Annotated in this window: 18 protein-coding genes; 6 read left to right on the forward strand and 12 right to left on the reverse strand. The window is 57.1% G+C overall.

Going from position 1 to position 15464, the window contains the following annotated elements; translation table 11 throughout:
- Positions 1 to 21 precede the first annotated feature (21 nt).
- Both ACR0M3_RS14770 and ACR0M3_RS14775 read right to left on the reverse strand, forming a co-directional pair.
- Positions 22 to 684: a DsbA family protein gene (locus ACR0M3_RS14770; RefSeq protein ID WP_480774104.1), complete on the reverse strand. Its 663-nt coding sequence runs from the start codon at positions 682 to 684 to the stop codon at positions 22 to 24.
- A 13-nt stretch (positions 685 to 697) separates the two neighbouring features.
- Entirely contained in the window at positions 698 to 1204 is a 507-nt protein-coding gene (locus tag ACR0M3_RS14775; protein WP_480484125.1) for a DUF721 domain-containing protein, read from the reverse strand.
- 81 nt (positions 1205 to 1285) lie between these two features.
- Here ACR0M3_RS14775 and mutY point away from each other — a divergent pair, with 81 nt between their 5' ends.
- Complete coding sequence (gene mutY / locus ACR0M3_RS14780; protein WP_480484126.1) at positions 1286 to 2341, forward strand: A/G-specific adenine glycosylase; 1056 nt, start codon at positions 1286 to 1288, stop codon at positions 2339 to 2341.
- Positions 2342 to 2402: 61 nt separating this feature from the next.
- The gene (locus ACR0M3_RS14785; RefSeq protein ID WP_480833086.1) at positions 2403 to 3539 is read left to right on the forward strand and encodes an alkane 1-monooxygenase; all 1137 of its coding nucleotides are present in this window, start codon (positions 2403 to 2405) and stop codon (positions 3537 to 3539) included.
- A 65-nt stretch (positions 3540 to 3604) separates the two neighbouring features.
- Here ACR0M3_RS14785 and ACR0M3_RS14790 read toward each other — a convergent pair whose 3' ends face one another.
- The 4 genes from ACR0M3_RS14790 to ACR0M3_RS14805 form a co-directional block, all read right to left on the reverse strand.
- Positions 3605 to 4987, reverse strand: a complete 1383-nt coding sequence (locus tag ACR0M3_RS14790; protein WP_480506438.1) for an adenylate/guanylate cyclase domain-containing protein — start codon at positions 4985 to 4987, stop codon at positions 3605 to 3607.
- A gap of 139 nt (positions 4988 to 5126) precedes the next feature.
- A complete protein-coding gene (locus tag ACR0M3_RS14795) occupies positions 5127 to 6230 on the reverse strand; it encodes a DNA methyltransferase (protein ID WP_480484129.1) in 1104 nt (367 codons plus the stop codon).
- A 107-nt stretch (positions 6231 to 6337) separates the two neighbouring features.
- On the reverse strand, positions 6338 to 6955 hold the full coding sequence (locus tag ACR0M3_RS14800) for a ribonuclease HII (protein WP_480506604.1): 618 nt from the start codon (positions 6953 to 6955) through the stop codon (positions 6338 to 6340).
- Between the two features lie 110 nt (positions 6956 to 7065).
- Positions 7066 to 7524, reverse strand: a complete 459-nt coding sequence (locus ACR0M3_RS14805) for a hypothetical protein (protein ID WP_480488575.1) — start codon at positions 7522 to 7524, stop codon at positions 7066 to 7068.
- A gap of 176 nt (positions 7525 to 7700) precedes the next feature.
- Between ACR0M3_RS14805 and ACR0M3_RS14810 the strand changes: the two genes are divergently transcribed.
- The 3 genes from ACR0M3_RS14810 (at position 7701) to ACR0M3_RS14820 (ending at position 10340) form a co-directional block, all read left to right on the forward strand.
- Positions 7701 to 7988: a hypothetical protein gene (locus ACR0M3_RS14810; protein WP_480774108.1), complete on the forward strand. Its 288-nt coding sequence runs from the start codon at positions 7701 to 7703 to the stop codon at positions 7986 to 7988.
- Positions 7960 to 8661: a winged helix-turn-helix domain-containing protein gene (locus ACR0M3_RS14815; RefSeq protein ID WP_267365085.1), complete on the forward strand. Its 702-nt coding sequence runs from the start codon at positions 7960 to 7962 to the stop codon at positions 8659 to 8661. The genes ACR0M3_RS14810 and ACR0M3_RS14815 overlap by 29 nt, the downstream gene beginning before the upstream one ends.
- A gap of 104 nt (positions 8662 to 8765) precedes the next feature.
- Entirely contained in the window at positions 8766 to 10340 is a 1575-nt protein-coding gene (locus ACR0M3_RS14820; protein ID WP_480488571.1) for a DUF427 domain-containing protein, read from the forward strand.
- A 75-nt stretch (positions 10341 to 10415) separates the two neighbouring features.
- Here ACR0M3_RS14820 and ACR0M3_RS14825 read toward each other — a convergent pair whose 3' ends face one another.
- From ACR0M3_RS14825 to ACR0M3_RS14850, 6 genes are all read right to left on the reverse strand, one after another.
- The gene (locus ACR0M3_RS14825; RefSeq protein WP_480488569.1) at positions 10416 to 11210 is read right to left on the reverse strand and encodes a DUF1217 domain-containing protein; all 795 of its coding nucleotides are present in this window, start codon (positions 11208 to 11210) and stop codon (positions 10416 to 10418) included.
- Positions 11207 to 11608 (reverse strand): flagellar biosynthesis repressor FlbT, encoded by a 402-nt coding sequence (gene flbT, locus ACR0M3_RS14830; RefSeq protein ID WP_267366588.1) that lies wholly within the window; start codon positions 11606 to 11608, stop codon positions 11207 to 11209. The genes ACR0M3_RS14825 and flbT overlap by 4 nt, the downstream gene beginning before the upstream one ends.
- On the reverse strand, positions 11608 to 11982 hold the full coding sequence (gene flaF, locus ACR0M3_RS14835; RefSeq protein ID WP_480900475.1) for a flagellar biosynthesis regulator FlaF: 375 nt from the start codon (positions 11980 to 11982) through the stop codon (positions 11608 to 11610). The genes flbT and flaF overlap by 1 nt, the downstream gene beginning before the upstream one ends.
- A 77-nt stretch (positions 11983 to 12059) precedes the next feature.
- Positions 12060 to 13271, reverse strand: coding sequence for a flagellin N-terminal helical domain-containing protein (locus tag ACR0M3_RS14840; RefSeq protein WP_209505009.1), 1212 nt, complete (start codon positions 13269 to 13271; stop codon positions 12060 to 12062).
- 210 nt (positions 13272 to 13481) lie between these two features.
- Positions 13482 to 13841, reverse strand: a complete 360-nt coding sequence (locus tag ACR0M3_RS14845; RefSeq protein ID WP_480484135.1) for a flagellar biosynthesis protein FlgN — start codon at positions 13839 to 13841, stop codon at positions 13482 to 13484.
- The gene (locus ACR0M3_RS14850) at positions 13831 to 14106 is read right to left on the reverse strand and encodes a rod-binding protein (RefSeq protein WP_267366596.1); all 276 of its coding nucleotides are present in this window, start codon (positions 14104 to 14106) and stop codon (positions 13831 to 13833) included. Before ACR0M3_RS14850 ends, ACR0M3_RS14845 begins: the two co-directional genes overlap by 11 nt.
- A 110-nt stretch (positions 14107 to 14216) precedes the next feature.
- On the opposite strand from ACR0M3_RS14850, the gene ACR0M3_RS14855 reads away from it, so the two are divergent.
- Positions 14217 to 15461: a flagellar hook-length control protein FliK gene (locus tag ACR0M3_RS14855; protein ID WP_480774112.1), complete on the forward strand. Its 1245-nt coding sequence runs from the start codon at positions 14217 to 14219 to the stop codon at positions 15459 to 15461.
- Positions 15462 to 15464: the final 3 nt, after the last annotated feature.

Raw genomic sequence — 15464 nt, forward strand, 5'->3', positions numbered from 1 at the left:
GTGAGGCCAGCCGGGGTCGGGTCAGCTGCCGAGCTCAGCTTCGATCAGCTTTTTGAAATCCGCGTAGGACTGATTGTCGACTTTCTTGCCGTTCACGATGAAGGACGGGGTTGCCTGAATTCCATCGCGTTCGGCGTTTTCCTGATACCACGCGGCCAATGTCCGCGCTTTGGTGCCATCCTGCAAACAGGTCTCAAGTTGGTCGCCATCGATACCTGCCAGACGACCGATCTTGCGCAGTTCATCGACGATCTCGGCCGGGCCTCCTGCGCGCGTCCATTCTGCCTGACCTTCGTAAATCAGATCAGTGATGCCAAAGAATTTCTCGGGACCGGCGCAGCGGGCCACCATTGACGCCCACAGACCATAGCGATCAAAATAGACCTCACGATAGGTGAACTTGACCTTACCAGTATCAATGAAATCCTTCTTGAGCTGTTTATACGCGCTCTTGTGGAAATTCGCGCAATGCGGGCAGGTGTAGGATGCGTATTCGATGATTTCGACAGGCGCGCCCTCGGCGCCCTGAACCATGTCAATGATGGTGGATGTATCCAGGTCCGCCTCTTGCGCCTCGGCGGCGCTGACCAGCGGAAAACTTGTGTTGGAATTTGACAGCGACACCCAATAGCCGCCTGCGGCCACGGCGACGGCCGCACAGATTACGGTTGCAATACGGCTCATTCTCAGCCCTTTCTCAGCGTTTCTGTTTGGATAAAACGTTGCGCCCAAGACGTTCAAGGGCCGCGCGCAAATCTTCATCATTTACACTGCGTGACACTTTGTCTGCCTCGGCTGCAATTTCAGGTGCAATCTCGGGTTTTGCTTGCTTCGGTTTATGGTCGAAACTGGCCTGCCCCTCGGCAAATCCGGTCGGAGCGGTCTGAGTAATGCGGACACGGCTAATGGCATTGTAACCGTAAACCGCGTTCACTTTACCACGCAGCTGTTCCTTCTGCATTTCCAGCATCGGGGCCTGCGGGCCTGTGGTCAGAACGGTCAGGGTCGCGCCAAAACCGCCTTTGCCATAGCCGACACTGACTGGGCGCGCGATAGCGGCGGTATCCTGACCCACGATCTCGGCCCAATGGGTCAACAGACGTGACACAGCAAAGCCCCGGCTTTCCCCGGCGCGCCTGATCTGGTCATTCAGCAAAGACGCGGTGCGCTTGAACCCGCGGGTTGACGAACGTCTGCGTTGCATCTGGTTTCCAACTCCTGCGCCGCTATTGTAATAGGCAGAACACCGGGTGCCAGCGAAACCTGACAGGGAGACGAATAAAACTTGCGTGATTCCTTTGAATTCACCGTCAGCGCTGCGCTTCTGGAGTGGTATGACCACAACGCTCGCGCCATGCCATGGCGCACAGGACCGGCAGAGCGCGCCGCCGGGGTGCGCCCTGACCCTTACAGGGTCTGGTTATCCGAAGTGATGTTGCAACAGACGACTGTAGCAGCGGTGCGGGATTACTTTTTGCGCTTCGTGACACGTTGGCCTACGGTTCAGGCGCTGGCCGCCGCACCGGATGAGCAGGTCATGGGGGAATGGGCCGGCCTTGGGTATTACGCACGTGCGCGCAACCTCTTGAAGTGCGCCCGCGTTGTGACGCGGGATCACAATGGTCAGTTCCCCGAAACTTATGATGCGCTGCTGAAATTACCCGGAATCGGCCCTTATACAGCTGCGGCAATCTCGGCCATCGCCTTTGATCAGCCTGAAACGGTTCTGGATGGCAATGTCGAACGCGTCATGGCCCGATTTTACGACATTGATGCGCCGCTGCCCGGCTCGAAACCCCTGCTGAAGGAAAAAGCTTCAGCGCTGACACCCTCTTCTCGGCCCGGTGACTACGCACAGGCAGTCATGGATCTGGGGGCCACGATCTGCACACCGAAATCCCCGGCATGTGGCATTTGCCCGCTGCGCGATCCATGCCAAGCGCGGCTTGCGGGAACACAGGCTGATCTTCCCCGAAAAACACCGAAAAAGCCCAAACCCACCCGTCACGGTCACGTTTACATCGCGCGCATGCCAGATGGGGCCTTGCTGCTGGAGCGCCGACCGGACAAAGGTTTGCTGGGCGGAATGCTGGGCTGGCCCGGATCGGAGTGGGCTGACGATCCGGGCGAGCACCCCCCGCTTGCGGCAGATTGGAAGATGGTGCCGGGCGAGGTGCGCCACACTTTTACGCATTTTCATCTGATTTTAAGAATCTGGACCGCAGAAACCACCGGTCAGTATGTTCCCGATCATCTGATCGCAGTGGGAAAGCACAGCTTCAAACCCAGCGACCTGCCCACGGTGATGCGCAAAGCCTATGATCTGTGGAAAGGACAATAAGACCGCTGTGCATTCCCTGGCCTCGCGGCTAGGCTGTCCCCATCTAGTAGGAGCACCAGAGATGAGCGCAACAGTCTCGTTGGCACGCTGGCAATCGGCATCACCCTTCTGGGTGTCCCTGCTGTTGATCCCACTGATCTGGTTCACTGCTTTCGCGGGCGGATGGTGGGTTCTGCTGATCCCGATCTCGACCTGGTGGGTCTTTGCCGTGCTGGACCGGATCACCGGGCTCAACGTGGGAAATGCGGACCCTGAGACGCCAGACGATGCTCTTCAACGGTATATCCTGCTGACCAAGCTTTGGGCACCCCTTCAGTTCCTTACCCTGTTTGGCCTGATCTGGTACGCGAGCCACGGCAGTCAGCTTTCGACGCCTGAGAAAATCGGCCTGTTCTTTGGCATGGGTGTTATCACGGGTACGGTCGGTATCAATTACAGCCACGAGCTGATGCATCAGAAAAGCCGTTGGGAACGCTGGCTGGGCGATATCCTTCTTGCCATGGTGCTCTATTCTCATTTCCGGTCCGAGCATCTGCTGGTCCATCACCGTCATGTGGGCACGCCACGCGATCCGGTGACGGCGCGATACAACGAAGGGTTTCACCGCTTTTACCCTAGGGTGTTGCGGCAAAGCCTGGTCTCGGCCTTCAACGCCGAACGCGGAAAACTGGCCCGCAAGGACCGCCCCTGGACCGACCGCTCCAACCCGTTCTGGCGGTATTGGGCGTTGCAAGGGGGAATGCTGGCACTGGCGGCGCTGGTCGGAGGATGGTCCGGTCTGGCCCTGTTTCTGTTGCAGGCCGGTGTCGCGATCTGGCAGCTGGAACTGGTCAACTACGTTGAACATTACGGGTTGACTCGGAAACATCTGGGCGACGGGCGGTATGAGCACGTCCTGCCCCGACATTCCTGGAATGCCTCGCAGAAAGCTTCAAACTGGTTGCTGATCAATCTGCAACGCCATTCGGATCACCATTACAAACCAAACCGCCGGTTCCCGCTGCTTCAACACCACACGCCCGAAACGGCACCGCAACTGCCCTATGGCTATCCCGTCATGACTGTGGCTGCGATGATCCCACCGCTGTGGCGACGGGTCATGAACCCACGGGTCCGGGATTGGCGGCGTCAGTACTACCCCGAGATCACCGATTGGCACGCCTATAACAAGGCCCTGAACCCCGCACCTGATGCGTAACCGATGCACCGCCCGGCCCATCAGGCTCGGCGCTTTGGGTACTGTTCTGGCGAGGTGTAAGGTCTTCAGCCTTTCATCACCCAGATATCCATCGGTGTTTCCACGCCGCGCACAGATTGATCGGTAAGCTCTGCAAAACCAGTCATGGCGACAGGCGCAGACTGGTTTTCCTCTGCAATCCGCGCGCGCACGGCATCGCTGACCACGATACGCGCCTGTAAATCACGCGTCAGCGCCTCGAGCTTGGCCGCGACGTTGACGGCATTCCCGATGACCGCGAATTCAAGCCGGTTCGCACCAATGTCGCCCAGCACGACCGAGCCATAGTGCACCCCAATCCCGACGCGGATTTCAGGCTCTCCCGCCCGGCGGCGGTCCAGATTCCATCGGTCGATCACGCTGACCATCGCGCGTGCACATCCCAGCGCGTTGCTTGCGTCCAACGGCGTGGGCACCGGGGTGCCAAAGGTCGCCATCAGCCCATCCCCCAGATACTTGTCCAGGGTCCCGTGGTGACGAAAAACCTCGGTTTCCATGCGGGCGTGAAAGCCCCGCAGCACTTCGATCACATCATAGGGGTCACGACCGGCGGCGTATTTCGTGAATCCGACGATGTCGATGAACAGAACGGCCACATTCTCTTTTCGGACCTGTTTCAGCGGCTCGTCATTCTGGCTCAGCTCCTCTACCACGTTGGGCGAGAAATAGCGTGACAGGTTGGCCCGTTCCCGTTCCAGCCCTGCATTGCTCATCAATAGCCGGTTCAGCCGTTGCATCGAAAGGCCCAAAGTCACGGCCACCATCATGAACACGATTGCCTGCTGGATGCGCTGAGGCGCCATGAAACTGTTCGGATCCAGAAGCTCGGCAACATCCGGGTAGTCTTGCAAAGCGGTCGCAACTTTTTCGCTGATCCCGGGAATGGGCGTTGCGACCCACCAGGCAACGATCCACCCGATCGTCCACATCATCGCCGTCCAGGTCCCGATGGCGATCACGGTCCGCCAGGAATAGGCCAATGTGCCTGCCGCCAGAATGATGAAGAAGTACTGAAAGTTGTCGAACCGGTATTGCATGGCCAATGGCCTGACATCATCGCTGAAGGGATTGGGTACGATCATCCCAAGTGTCATGATCAGCAGGTCGACGAAAATCAAAAACAACTCGCCCCGCGATTGCCCGACACGACCTGCACGGCGGATCAACCACCCGTTGCCGCAGATCAGCAGCAGAATGAAGTGATACCAAAGCACCTCCCATTGCGGGTTCAGAAAAACCAGCAGCACCGCAGTCAGCGCCATCGCCACCCATCGCGCACGCACAGCCAATTCCAGACCCTCGCGCTTGTGCCGTTCCAACGCGGCCTCGGTATATTTGTTGTCCAGATCAAACGCATCGGGCTGGGTGAAAAACAGGCTTCGGCGGGGCTGTGCGGTCGTCTCGGTCATGGCCGTGGTCTTTCTTGCGGAGGCTAGGCAGCCTTATGCAATCACTGTTGAAGGCAAAACAAAAGACCCCGCCGGTTGATCGGCGGGGCAAGGCATAGTGCCATGTGTCAGGCCACAGGCACCGGCGGTGTTCGTGAATTCAGTTGTGCATCTCTGCGCGGATCTGTTGCCGCAAGATGTCAATCGGTACGGTCTTGCCGTCCCGCTTGAAGCACCAGTATGTCCAGCCGTTGCAGGACGGGGCGTTTTCCAGATGCGCGCCGACCTGATGGATTGACCCTTTGACATTGTCACCCACCAGCGTTCCATCCGCACGCACCTTTGCCTTGTGGCGCTGGTTCATGGAATAAAGCTCTTCACCCGGGCGCAACATCCCGCGTTCGACCAGTTGGCCGAATGGCACGCGTGGCTCGGCACGTTTGCTGGCACTGACTTCCAGAGCTTCGCGATCAAACTTGCGGACCTTGGCGATGCGTTTTTCAGCCACCTTGCGATAGCTTTCCTCTCGCTCGATACCAATGAACTCGCGCCCCAGCATCTTGGCGACGGCCCCGGTGGTGCCGGTGCCAAAGAACGGATCCAGCACCACATCGCCAGGGTTGGTCGAGCCGACCAGCACGCGGTGCAACAGCGATTCCGGTTTTTGCGTCGGATGCGCCTTGTCGCCGTTTTCATCCTTGAGCCGCTCATGCCCGGTGCAGATCGGCAGCACCCAGTCGCTGCGCATTTGCACACCCTCGTTCAGGGCTTTCAGCGCCTCATAGTTGAAGGTGTATTTCGCGCCTTCGCGCTTGGACGCCCAGATCATCGTCTCATGCGCATTGGTGAACCGTTTGCCGCGGAAATTCGGCATCGGGTTCGACTTACGCCACACAACGTCGTTCAGAATCCAGTATCCGGCGTCCTGCAGCGCTGACCCCACGCGGAAAATGTTGTGATAAGACCCGATCACCCAGATCGCACCATTGGGTTTCAGCAGACGATGCGCCGCCTTCAGCCATTCGCGCGTAAACTGGTCATACGCCCCGAAGCTTGCGAACTGATCCCAGTGATCATCCACCGCATCGACCTGGGAATTATCCGGACGATGCAACTGACCTTTCAATTGCAGGTTATACGGCGGGTCCGCAAAAATCAGATCCACTGACGCCTCGGGCAGACTGTTCATCACATCGATGCAGTCCCCGGATAGAATCGTGTTTAAAGGGAGCGCTCTTGCGCCCTTTTTGGTGGTTGTTGTCATATCACTGCCTCAAGTGTCCACGGCGCTTTTGCGCTCATTTGGTTGAGACAAGGATGAGTCAAAGTCGATTCGCCGTCAAATTCTTTTTTGAATCAGCAGCTTACGATTTACTCTTGATACAAGATATTGTGCACCGGTTTGAACGAACGCCTATGGTGTGGGGTCACGCCAAGATTTCGCAGCGCTTCCTTGTGTTGTTTTGACGGATAGCCTGCGTTGGTTTCCCACCCATAACCCGGATGCTGTTGCGCTAAATCCACCATCACCTGATCGCGCCAGTTTTTCGCCAGGATCGAAGCAGCCGCGATCGACACCGATCGTGCATCGCCCTTCACAACGGCCTGTGACGGAAATCTCAGACCCTGCGGAATCAGGTTGCCATCGATCAACAGGAAATCAGGTGCCGGGGTCAACGCCTCCACCGCGCGCATCATCGCCAAGTGCGACGCCCTCAGGATATTGACCTCATCAATTTCGGCGACAGAGGCTTCGGCCACCGCGAACTCAGCAGTGTCCCGAATCTCGGCGTCCAGCACGGCCCGGCGTTTTGCGGTCAGCTTTTTTGAGTCATTCAACCCGTCAGGAAAGTGCTTCGGGTTCAGAATCACGGCGGCAGCCACAACCGGCCCGGCCAATGGGCCGCGCCCGACCTCATCCACACCGGCGATACGGATGTGGCCCATGTCCAGCAGCGCCTGCTCAAGTTCGAAGTTTGGCATTGTCATGCCCTTGGCAAACCGCGTTTCGCGTAGCACCGCAAGAAGAAAAGAGAGGGCGGCGCACACCACCCTCTCTCTCACGGCACTTCTTTGGCGCCGTTCCTGCTCAACCCGAACTACTGATAAACGACGCGGTATCCCTTCTGGCGCAGGCATGCAGGTTCATAGGCCCGCCTGACCTTTTTGCCATTCCAGAAACCGACCTTGCACTCTTGCGGCAGGCTATTGGCATGTTTGTAATGTTTCTCGAGGCATTTCGGCCCAAGCAGCGGATGGTCCTGCGAATACCCATCATAGGTGCGCAGGCAGCGCTGGGGCAGGTCGTAACGCGCCACATGCGGCGGCAACGGACGCACCGGCTGCGTCACATGTGGTGTATGGGTATAGGTCTGTTGACGCGTCGCCCGATCCTTTTTCTTTTCCTTGTTATAGTAATGAACGCCGGCACCGATAATAGCGATGGCCGCCAGCCCCCCAAGAATGTCCTTTGCGTCGGCCGCCTTCGCCTGAGAAGCCGACACACCGGTAATCGCAACCGCGGTCGCAATGATCAAAGCGATGAATTTCTTATGCATGATGCCTGTCCTTTCGGATGTTCGTGCGACCGTATGACGGACCGCGTGCTGATTGCCCTGAAAGTGGGGGCACCTGCCCAAGACAAGCAATAACGGCCCGGTGTTATCGGATATCAGGGGCAGCAAACCCCTTGGGTTATTGAATATCGCGGCAACTCATGCGCAGGATGCGGCCTATGAAACAGATCCTCTCTTCTCTGACCTTTGCGGCCCTGTTATCGCTTGGTTCTGCTGCGACAGCGGCAGATTGTTATGCGGACTACAAAGCCAAGAAGGACAACCCGCTGCGTTTGCATTACGGCGTCATGCAGGTCACAAGTTGCGACAAGGGGCAGGCCCGGGCAGATATCGCCCAGCGCCTGAACGCGTCAGGTTGGACCTTGCTTGAAGTGCAGTCCGTTTTCGGGCCGGAAGGGTTGGATCAGAGGAAAGGCAATGCCGGACAATTCTATCTCCGTTTCTGATGCACGCCGGTCGGGTGTCCGTCTGGTTGTGCTGGGCATCGCGGCCATTGTCGTCATTCTGATCACCGCTGCCGTTTTCCTGTTCTGGACCTTGCCGGACGCAAATGCGTTCAACGCACGTGTCGAGCGGCTGTTTGTCGAGGCCGATCTGACGTCACAGACCGAGATTCGCCTGCTTGAAATTCTGGCCCAGTCTGGCACCGCCTTTGCTGACACCCTGTCCAGTTACCGGATGGTAATCTATGTGCTGCTGGTTTTTGCCAGTGCGATGATGATCTCGGCACTGGTCTTTTTGGTGATGCTGGTCTTGTTGAACCGGCGCATGGCACAGATCGAACGTACCGGCATTCAGGTAACGTCGCTGCTGATCAGTCGCGAAGAAAACACTGTCTACCTTAACAACATGGATTTCAAACTGACGCCCGCCGCGATGGAAACCTTGTCGATTCTGGCGGAATCCCGGTTGGATGACGAGGTATTGTCCGGCGCCCAGATCGAGGCCATGATCTCCGGTCGCGATGCCGCCGATTGTGACGAAGCCGCGGGCGCAACACGGATCAAGCGGTTGCGCGACGCGCTTGGCAACCAGATGGTCAGCGAACTGCTGGTCAAGAATATTGCCAAGAAGGGGTATATGCTGTCGATCGAGAAGGACGTCATTCAAATGGTCTGACGTTTTGGCGCGTCGCTCGCGCCCGGTAAATTCCCGTTGCAGCCTCTTGGAATGTCAGGTGGAAAGCCCCATTCTAAACAAACCCCAGGCAGAGGAGGTCGCTTATGAACGTCCACGCCGCGCCACAGATGAATGGATATGGAATCTCAGTTGAGCCGCTGGAAGGCAGGATTGCCATTTACCGGAACGACATTCTTCTGGCTGAAAGCACAAACGCAAAGGTGATGTATGAAACGCGTTTGCCGCCAACGATTTACGTTCCCCGCGCAGATGTATGTGTGGATCTGAGCGAAGAAACAGACCTGCAAACATTCTGCCCGTTCAAAGGCACCGCCACTTACCACGACATCCAACTGGCCTCGGGGCCCCTGACCAATTCCGTCTGGGCTTATGAACAAGCCCTGCCGGAAAGCGCGGACATCCGGGGCTGTATCGGGTTTGTGTCCGGCGCCTACACCCGGATTGACCTGGGCAACAATCGCCTGCGCGAGCCTGACGACGGCAATATCAGCGGACCACTGATCGACTGGCTGATGCGCGGTGCTTCCGCCGCGACCACGCCCGAAAGCTTTACCCAGGCATTGGCCGAGAAGATGCTGGAGCACGGCATCGCCATCCAGCGGCTGAGCATTCTGGCATGGTCCTTGCACCCCCTGATCGCGGGCAAACACTATATCTGGGAAAAGGATCAGGACGAGATTCTGACCCGCGCCCCGACCTACGAAATCTATGATCACCCGGCTTTCATCAACAGCCCGTTGCGCCATGTCTCGAACGGGTTGGGCGGCGTACGGCAAAGACTGAACGACGATAACCCGCATTACAGCTTCCCAATCATGGAGGAGTTGCGGGCAAAGGGTGCCACCGACTATGTCGCGATGCCGTTGCCCTTCTCTGACGGTCGGACCAACGTTCTGACCCTGACCTGTGACCATCCCAACGGGTTCACCACCGAGAATCTGGGCCTTGTATTCGAATGCTCTTCGGTAATCGCACGCTTTTACGAAGTGTTCATGCAACGCGAGAATGCACAGGTTTTGCTGGAAACATATGTTGGAAAACGCTCTGGCGCACGCGTGCTGGGGGGTGAGATCCGGCGCGGTGACGGGGATGAAATCGACGCTGCAATCATGTTCTGTGACCTCCGCAACTCGACAAGCCTCGAAGAGAAACTGGGGCGGGGCACATATATCAGTGTTTTGAACGAGTTCTTTGAAACCGTCTCGGGTATCGTTCACGAAAACGAAGGCGAAGTTCTGAAATTCATTGGTGACGCTGTTCTGGCGGTATTCCCGGCAGCCGATGAAAACGCAAGCGCGGCCCGTGCCAACGCCCAGCGCTCGGCAATCAAAATCGTCGAAACGTTGGGAGAGTTGCGCAAAGCAGGTACCGGCATACATTGCGACTGTTCTATTGGCGTGGCTTATGGGCGCGTCACCTATGGCAATGTGGGCTCTCGTGAACGACTTGATTTTACGGTTATTGGACAAGCGGCCAACATAGCAGCGCGGTTGGGCGAATATGGGAAAACCGAAGGCCATCGCATAGTCGTGTCCGAAGATATTGAGCCTGCTTGTTCCAACGCCTTACCATTGGGCGCGGTCAACCTGCACAACGTGACTCGACCCGTTATATGCTACGCATTGCAAACCACAGCCGACGAGATTTTGAACGGTTAACTTTTGGTTTGTGCAGGTCAAACGAGGGATGTCGGGTACTAGATTGCGACCCGGGCTTTTGCCCGCGTCTTCTGATTACACAGCCCCAAGCAAGATCAAAGCGGTCTGCGCTGGCGAAATCGTACTCTGAAGACCCGCGATTTGACTTCTGGTCAGATAGGTGTCGGTCAGTTTCTCAACCGCCTTCTGGTCGGAAAACTGTGCCAGATCATCCGATCCAGTCAGACGGAATAGCCGGCTTTTGAACTCGACCAATTGCTTGTCGATATCCAGTTGGGCGAATGATGGCGGTAGCCCAAGCGCCGTTTCCATCATTTTGCGCAACGGTGGCAATCCCATAAGATCGAACCATTTCGTATCTCTACTGCTTCCGCTTTTCGCCAGATCAGACAGCTCGCGCTGGGCATAAAGCGAAATGCGCATCGTCTCATCTGACTGTCCGACCGCGATCTCAAACCGCGCTGACAGGCTGGCCTGAGCTATCTCTTCCATATTTGTGACCAGCACCGTTTTTCGAACAGCTCCCGGACCAAACCCGAAAGCATCCGAAAATTCCCGGTACCGTTTATCCGCCAAACGATTGGACAAAGCGTCATCCGCCTGTGTTCCGTCCTCCAGGATTTTCCGGATAAAGAACCGGTTATCCACATCCCCTTCCAACCCAAAGGCACCCAAAGCGACCTGCAACAATCTGCGGTCAGAAACCAGCTGTTCGGCGGTCTTCACTTCCCCAATGTTGTCCAGGAAATACTTCGTCTCCCTCTCATTCACTGCCGAAGACGAGAAACTTTGAAACTGACCTTGATAAGTACGTTGCAGAAACCGCCAGCCGACGATTCCGCCAATCGGAATGACAGGTTGAAAGCTCATTGCTGATAGGCCATCAACCGTTCTTCGCGCGGAAGAAGCGAGCGAAGTGACTTGAGGCATTTATAGTATTGCTCGGCCACCAGCGCGTCTGTCGCCTCGGACAATACACGACGGCTGTCTGTATCCGTAAAAACCTGGCTTAGCTCTTCTACGCTGCGCAACAGGTGTTGACGCGCCCGAGCCGGATCCATGTCTCCGGACAGAACAAGTTGCGCGGCATAGCAGACACGGCGCACCGGAGTATTTACTTCATCCGGATGTATCGCATCGCGCAACCGCAGGACATTGGCCTGCGGCGTCATGATCGAAAACCGGCCGCGGCGGTCGCCGTTTTCAATCACAACACCATTGATCAGCACCCTTTCCTTCGGGGCGAGTTTCAAAACCAGCCCGCTCATCAAGTTGCCCTCATCTGGCGCAATCCGCGCAAAATCGCTGTGTTTATTTCAAGCAATGGTTCGATGGACGCGCCGTCCGTTAAAATGCGGCTGCTGTGCAGTTCCGTAAACTCGGCAAGGTAGAAAATCCTGGCGCGAATATCGTTCGGCAAAGCGTTTGCCGAATCCGCGACACCTGTCGCCAACACCCCCCATAACCGGCGGTTCTCGTGCACGGCCTGAACAAACGCCGAGAAATCCGTTGCCTTGCGCGCCGTGGCCGCCTTGAGACGCCGTGTAATTCTGGAAATTGCCTCATATTCAGTGTCACGGGGCGTTCGCGTCGGCGCGGCGGCTTGCGCATAGGTGTATTGAGCGAGGGTTTGCGGGGTCACTTGAAATCCTTCCAAAAAGCCGTCGTCAGATAGTCACGACCGGGGCGCGAAAACCGCGCCCCGGACCGCGTTGCGTATTAGCGGAACAGCGACAGGATCGACTGCGGCGCCTGGTTGGCGATCGAAAGCGACTGTGTTGCCAGCTGCTGCTGCACCTGAAGGGCCTGCAAACGCGCCGAGGTTTCTTCCATGTCAGCGTCGACCAGCGCACCGATACCGGATTTGAACGAGTCAGAGAGATTCGAAATGAACTCTTTCTGGGTCTCGATACGACCCTGCGCCGAGCCAAAGGCGGCCGAGGCATCAATCGACGTGTCGATAAGCGATTCGACAGCCGCCAACGCAGCGGTCGCCCCCGCACCTGTCGACACATCAATACCTGCCAGCGCGCCCAAACCACCGGCACCCGCATTCACGAACTGAGCCGAGAACGAGATGTCAGATCCTGTGCCGTTTGTAACCGACAACGTACCCGCAGTGCCGGAGTCGTAATCGACAGTCAGACCGGTAATTCCCAGCTCTTCGATCTTCGATTTCAATCCGACAGCAACAAGGTCACCGGTCGTCGTCGCGGCAGCGTCTTCCGCGGAAACGGTATAGGAAACAACCTGATCGTTAATGGCGACGACAACCTTGTCTCCGGCCGCGAAAGCACCGCTGGATTCATCGGTCACCAACGCCGTCGCGGCCGTTGCACCATTGTCAATGGTTGCCCCCACGCGGTCATTGCCGGTCGATGCGCCGGTAGAGCCGTCGAAAACCTGTTTGGTGACATATCCACCGGTCGACAGGTTCTGCCCCGAGACCGAGATTGACGACGCAGTCACCGCCCCGGTGTTGTCCCGATCCAGCGATGCGAGGATCGATGCAGAGCCGGTCGAGCCGTCAACAAGGTTCAGACCGTTGAACTGGGCCGCGCTGACAACCGATGCGATCTGATCCTTCAGTGCGGTCACATCGTCATTGATCTTACCGCGATCAACGTTGTCTTCCTGCGCCGCGACAATCTTGCTTTTCATCTGGGTCAACAGGTCGGTGACAGTTTCAGACGCATTTCGCGCAACTGCAACAGTCGATTCGCCCAGCGCGAGGCTGTCTTTGATCGCGTTAAAGCCCTTGACGTCGGACTCCATCACTTTCGAGATCGCCCAAACCGCCGAGTTGTCCTTGGCTGTCGCGACGTCCTTACCGGTCGAAATCGCGTTCTGGGTCATTGCCAGGTTCTTGTTGACCGACTTGAGAGTTTGCAGCGCAACCATCGCGCCATTGTTTGTCAGAATGCTGGACATAGCTTTTATCCTTTTGCCTTCGGGCGATTTTCGCCCATGTTCACCCCACAATATCTGCGGGCATTGGTGTCTTTCTGACTTGTGCGACGCGCCGCGTGGCTGTTCGCGCCACCTGATGTTTCCAGGTGCAGCATCACTTTTGAGCCCGATCCCCTAACGGAGTGCTAAAACGCCCGAACCAGGTGTTTCAGATTTGAATCAAACCCAAGCCTATGCGCGTTTTTCCAGCTTTGCCGTATTTCGAACGGAAAACTCACTTCGTTGCCCATCCGCGCCGTACGTGCTGAATTCCTGCCGAACCCGTCGCAGTTCAGCCATGCGGCTGGCGACGGCCCGAATCCCGTCGGCGGCACTGTTCAGCAATGCCTGATTGCGTTCGACTTTCTGCTGCACTCGAACCAATGCATCGCTGTCAATCACCTGAAGGTCGTTGATCGCGCCGATCAGTTTTTCTTTTTCCGGCACCATATGCGTCAGGCGATCCAGATCACCCTGGACAAGCGCCGCACGCTCCAGATCCAGAACTTCTTCCAGAGATTTGATCAGTGCCATGTCGACTTCAGATGTCATCGGTTTTCTCCATCAGTGATTTCAGCAGAATTTCTGACAAACCCACCCCGCCAGCCCGGGCCAGTTCGCGTGCCTGATGCTGAACAAGAAACGAAGAGAACTGGTCTTCACCGGCTCCTCCTCCAAAAGACTGGCGCGTTTTGCCCAATCCGGCCGACTTCATCATTTCGCTGAGGAATGCGGCCTCCAACTCGATGGCCGCGTCTTTCAGTCGTGTCTGGGCCAATGGCGTTTGAGCCACCTGGGGAATTGCTGAGACGTGCATGGTTTTCTCCGAAAATGCTTCGAACTTTCTCGATCAAAGGTGAAAGCGGTTAAAATAAACGTAACTTCCTGCGGGCAGAGTTCTGATCAATCACACGGAGCCAGAGCAAAATGCCCAACCCACTAACGCTGGCAGCCGCAGCGCCAACAGCAACTGCGAAACCCAGTTCGCCCGCCAAAGATCCGGGTCGTACTGCCGGGTCGGACAGTTTCGAGGACATCCTTGAACAGGGAAACCAAACACATCCTCTCCCCGGCACCACGGCTTTGGCCACTTCTATCGAAACCACCGACGAAACTGCCGAGATTGAGGTTGAGGCCGTTCTGTCAAACACGGCTGAGGCATCTGTCGAGGCGATTTCACCTCGGGCACCAGAGTTGGCAAACAACATTTCGTCGCAGACCGAGATGGCCGGGACATCCGAAACGCCTGGGGCAGATACAGTGCATCCCGCGCCGTTTGTTCCTGCCGCAGCGGATATCCCCGCAACGGGTACGACAGAACCGGAACAAACCGTTGCGTCAATGGGTTTGCCCCGTCAGACCGACATTCAACCCTTTGTGCCCGGGCAACCAATCGAAGAGCAGGTTCACACCGCTTCGACCCAGGTCACGCCAGCCCAAAAACCCTCAGAGGCTTTGCCTGTGCTGAGCCAGCCAACCCGATCAAAGGACCAGACAGCCGGGTTGAAAGCCGAACCCCTCCTTGAAAGCGCAAAGACGGCGCCCGAGACAGCGGAAGTCGCTGCCACGCCCAATCCGACAAGTCCAAACCGCGCGACACCCGTTGCGCAGCTTCAGCTGATCCTCAACTCAATCGAAGCCGAACAGGCGGCACCGGTTCATGAGGTTGACTCTGTGCCCATCGCCTTAGACGAACCCGTTCAGCAAGCCCCCCGCGAGGTGGCACAACACTCGGCGATGCCCTCTCCGTTCGCCCGTGCTGAAATTGCCCGTGCCATAGCCGGGCAATTGGCGGCAACGATTCAGACCCGACCGGGAACCGGCATCATGGAAATCTCGCTAAGCCCCGAAGAATTGGGGCGCGTATCCATTGTGCTGAACGGTCGGGATGACGGGCTCCAGATGACAATCGCCACCGAACGCCCGGACACGATGGAACTTTTGCGCCGCCACCTGTCCGTTCTTACGGAGGAGTTTCAGAAACTGGGCTATGGGAACCTGAACATCGATCTGGGGACTCCGTCGGATTCAGGTGCACGGGATCAGTGGACAGATGAATTCGACGCTCAGGCCGCACCGGAATCCGAACCGGTTCAGAACGTACACCTCGCGCAAGCCACGCCGCTACCACAAACTCCTGCTCCGGTCAGGGGCATCGATATGAGATATTGAAAA

The organism is Ruegeria sp. O5 (assembly GCF_056535105.1).

Coding starts and splice junctions, on each gene's coding strand:
- ACR0M3_RS14770 (WP_480774104.1), bottom strand. CDS start 684: ATGAGCCGTATTGCAACCGTAATCTGTGCGGCCGTCGCCGTGGCCGCA.
- ACR0M3_RS14775 (WP_480484125.1), bottom strand. CDS start 1,204: ATGCAACGCAGACGTTCGTCAACCCGCGGGTTCAAGCGCACCGCGTCT.
- ACR0M3_RS14785 (WP_480833086.1), top strand. CDS start 2,403: ATGAGCGCAACAGTCTCGTTGGCACGCTGGCAATCGGCATCACCCTTC.
- ACR0M3_RS14790 (WP_480506438.1), bottom strand. CDS start 4,987: ATGACCGAGACGACCGCACAGCCCCGCCGAAGCCTGTTTTTCACCCAG.
- ACR0M3_RS14795 (WP_480484129.1), bottom strand. CDS start 6,230: ATGACAACAACCACCAAAAAGGGCGCAAGAGCGCTCCCTTTAAACACG.
- ACR0M3_RS14800 (WP_480506604.1), bottom strand. CDS start 6,955: ATGACAATGCCAAACTTCGAACTTGAGCAGGCGCTGCTGGACATGGGC.
- ACR0M3_RS14805 (WP_480488575.1), bottom strand. CDS start 7,524: ATGCATAAGAAATTCATCGCTTTGATCATTGCGACCGCGGTTGCGATT.
- ACR0M3_RS14810 (WP_480774108.1), top strand. CDS start 7,701: ATGAAACAGATCCTCTCTTCTCTGACCTTTGCGGCCCTGTTATCGCTT.
- ACR0M3_RS14815 (WP_267365085.1), top strand. CDS start 7,960: ATGCCGGACAATTCTATCTCCGTTTCTGATGCACGCCGGTCGGGTGTC.
- ACR0M3_RS14820 (WP_480488571.1), top strand. CDS start 8,766: ATGAACGTCCACGCCGCGCCACAGATGAATGGATATGGAATCTCAGTT.
- ACR0M3_RS14825 (WP_480488569.1), bottom strand. CDS start 11,210: ATGAGCTTTCAACCTGTCATTCCGATTGGCGGAATCGTCGGCTGGCGG.
- flbT (WP_267366588.1), bottom strand. CDS start 11,608: ATGAGCGGGCTGGTTTTGAAACTCGCCCCGAAGGAAAGGGTGCTGATC.
- ACR0M3_RS14840 (WP_209505009.1), bottom strand. CDS start 13,271: ATGTCCAGCATTCTGACAAACAATGGCGCGATGGTTGCGCTGCAAACT.
- ACR0M3_RS14845 (WP_480484135.1), bottom strand. CDS start 13,841: ATGACATCTGAAGTCGACATGGCACTGATCAAATCTCTGGAAGAAGTT.
- ACR0M3_RS14850 (WP_267366596.1), bottom strand. CDS start 14,106: ATGCACGTCTCAGCAATTCCCCAGGTGGCTCAAACGCCATTGGCCCAG.
- ACR0M3_RS14855 (WP_480774112.1), top strand. CDS start 14,217: ATGCCCAACCCACTAACGCTGGCAGCCGCAGCGCCAACAGCAACTGCG.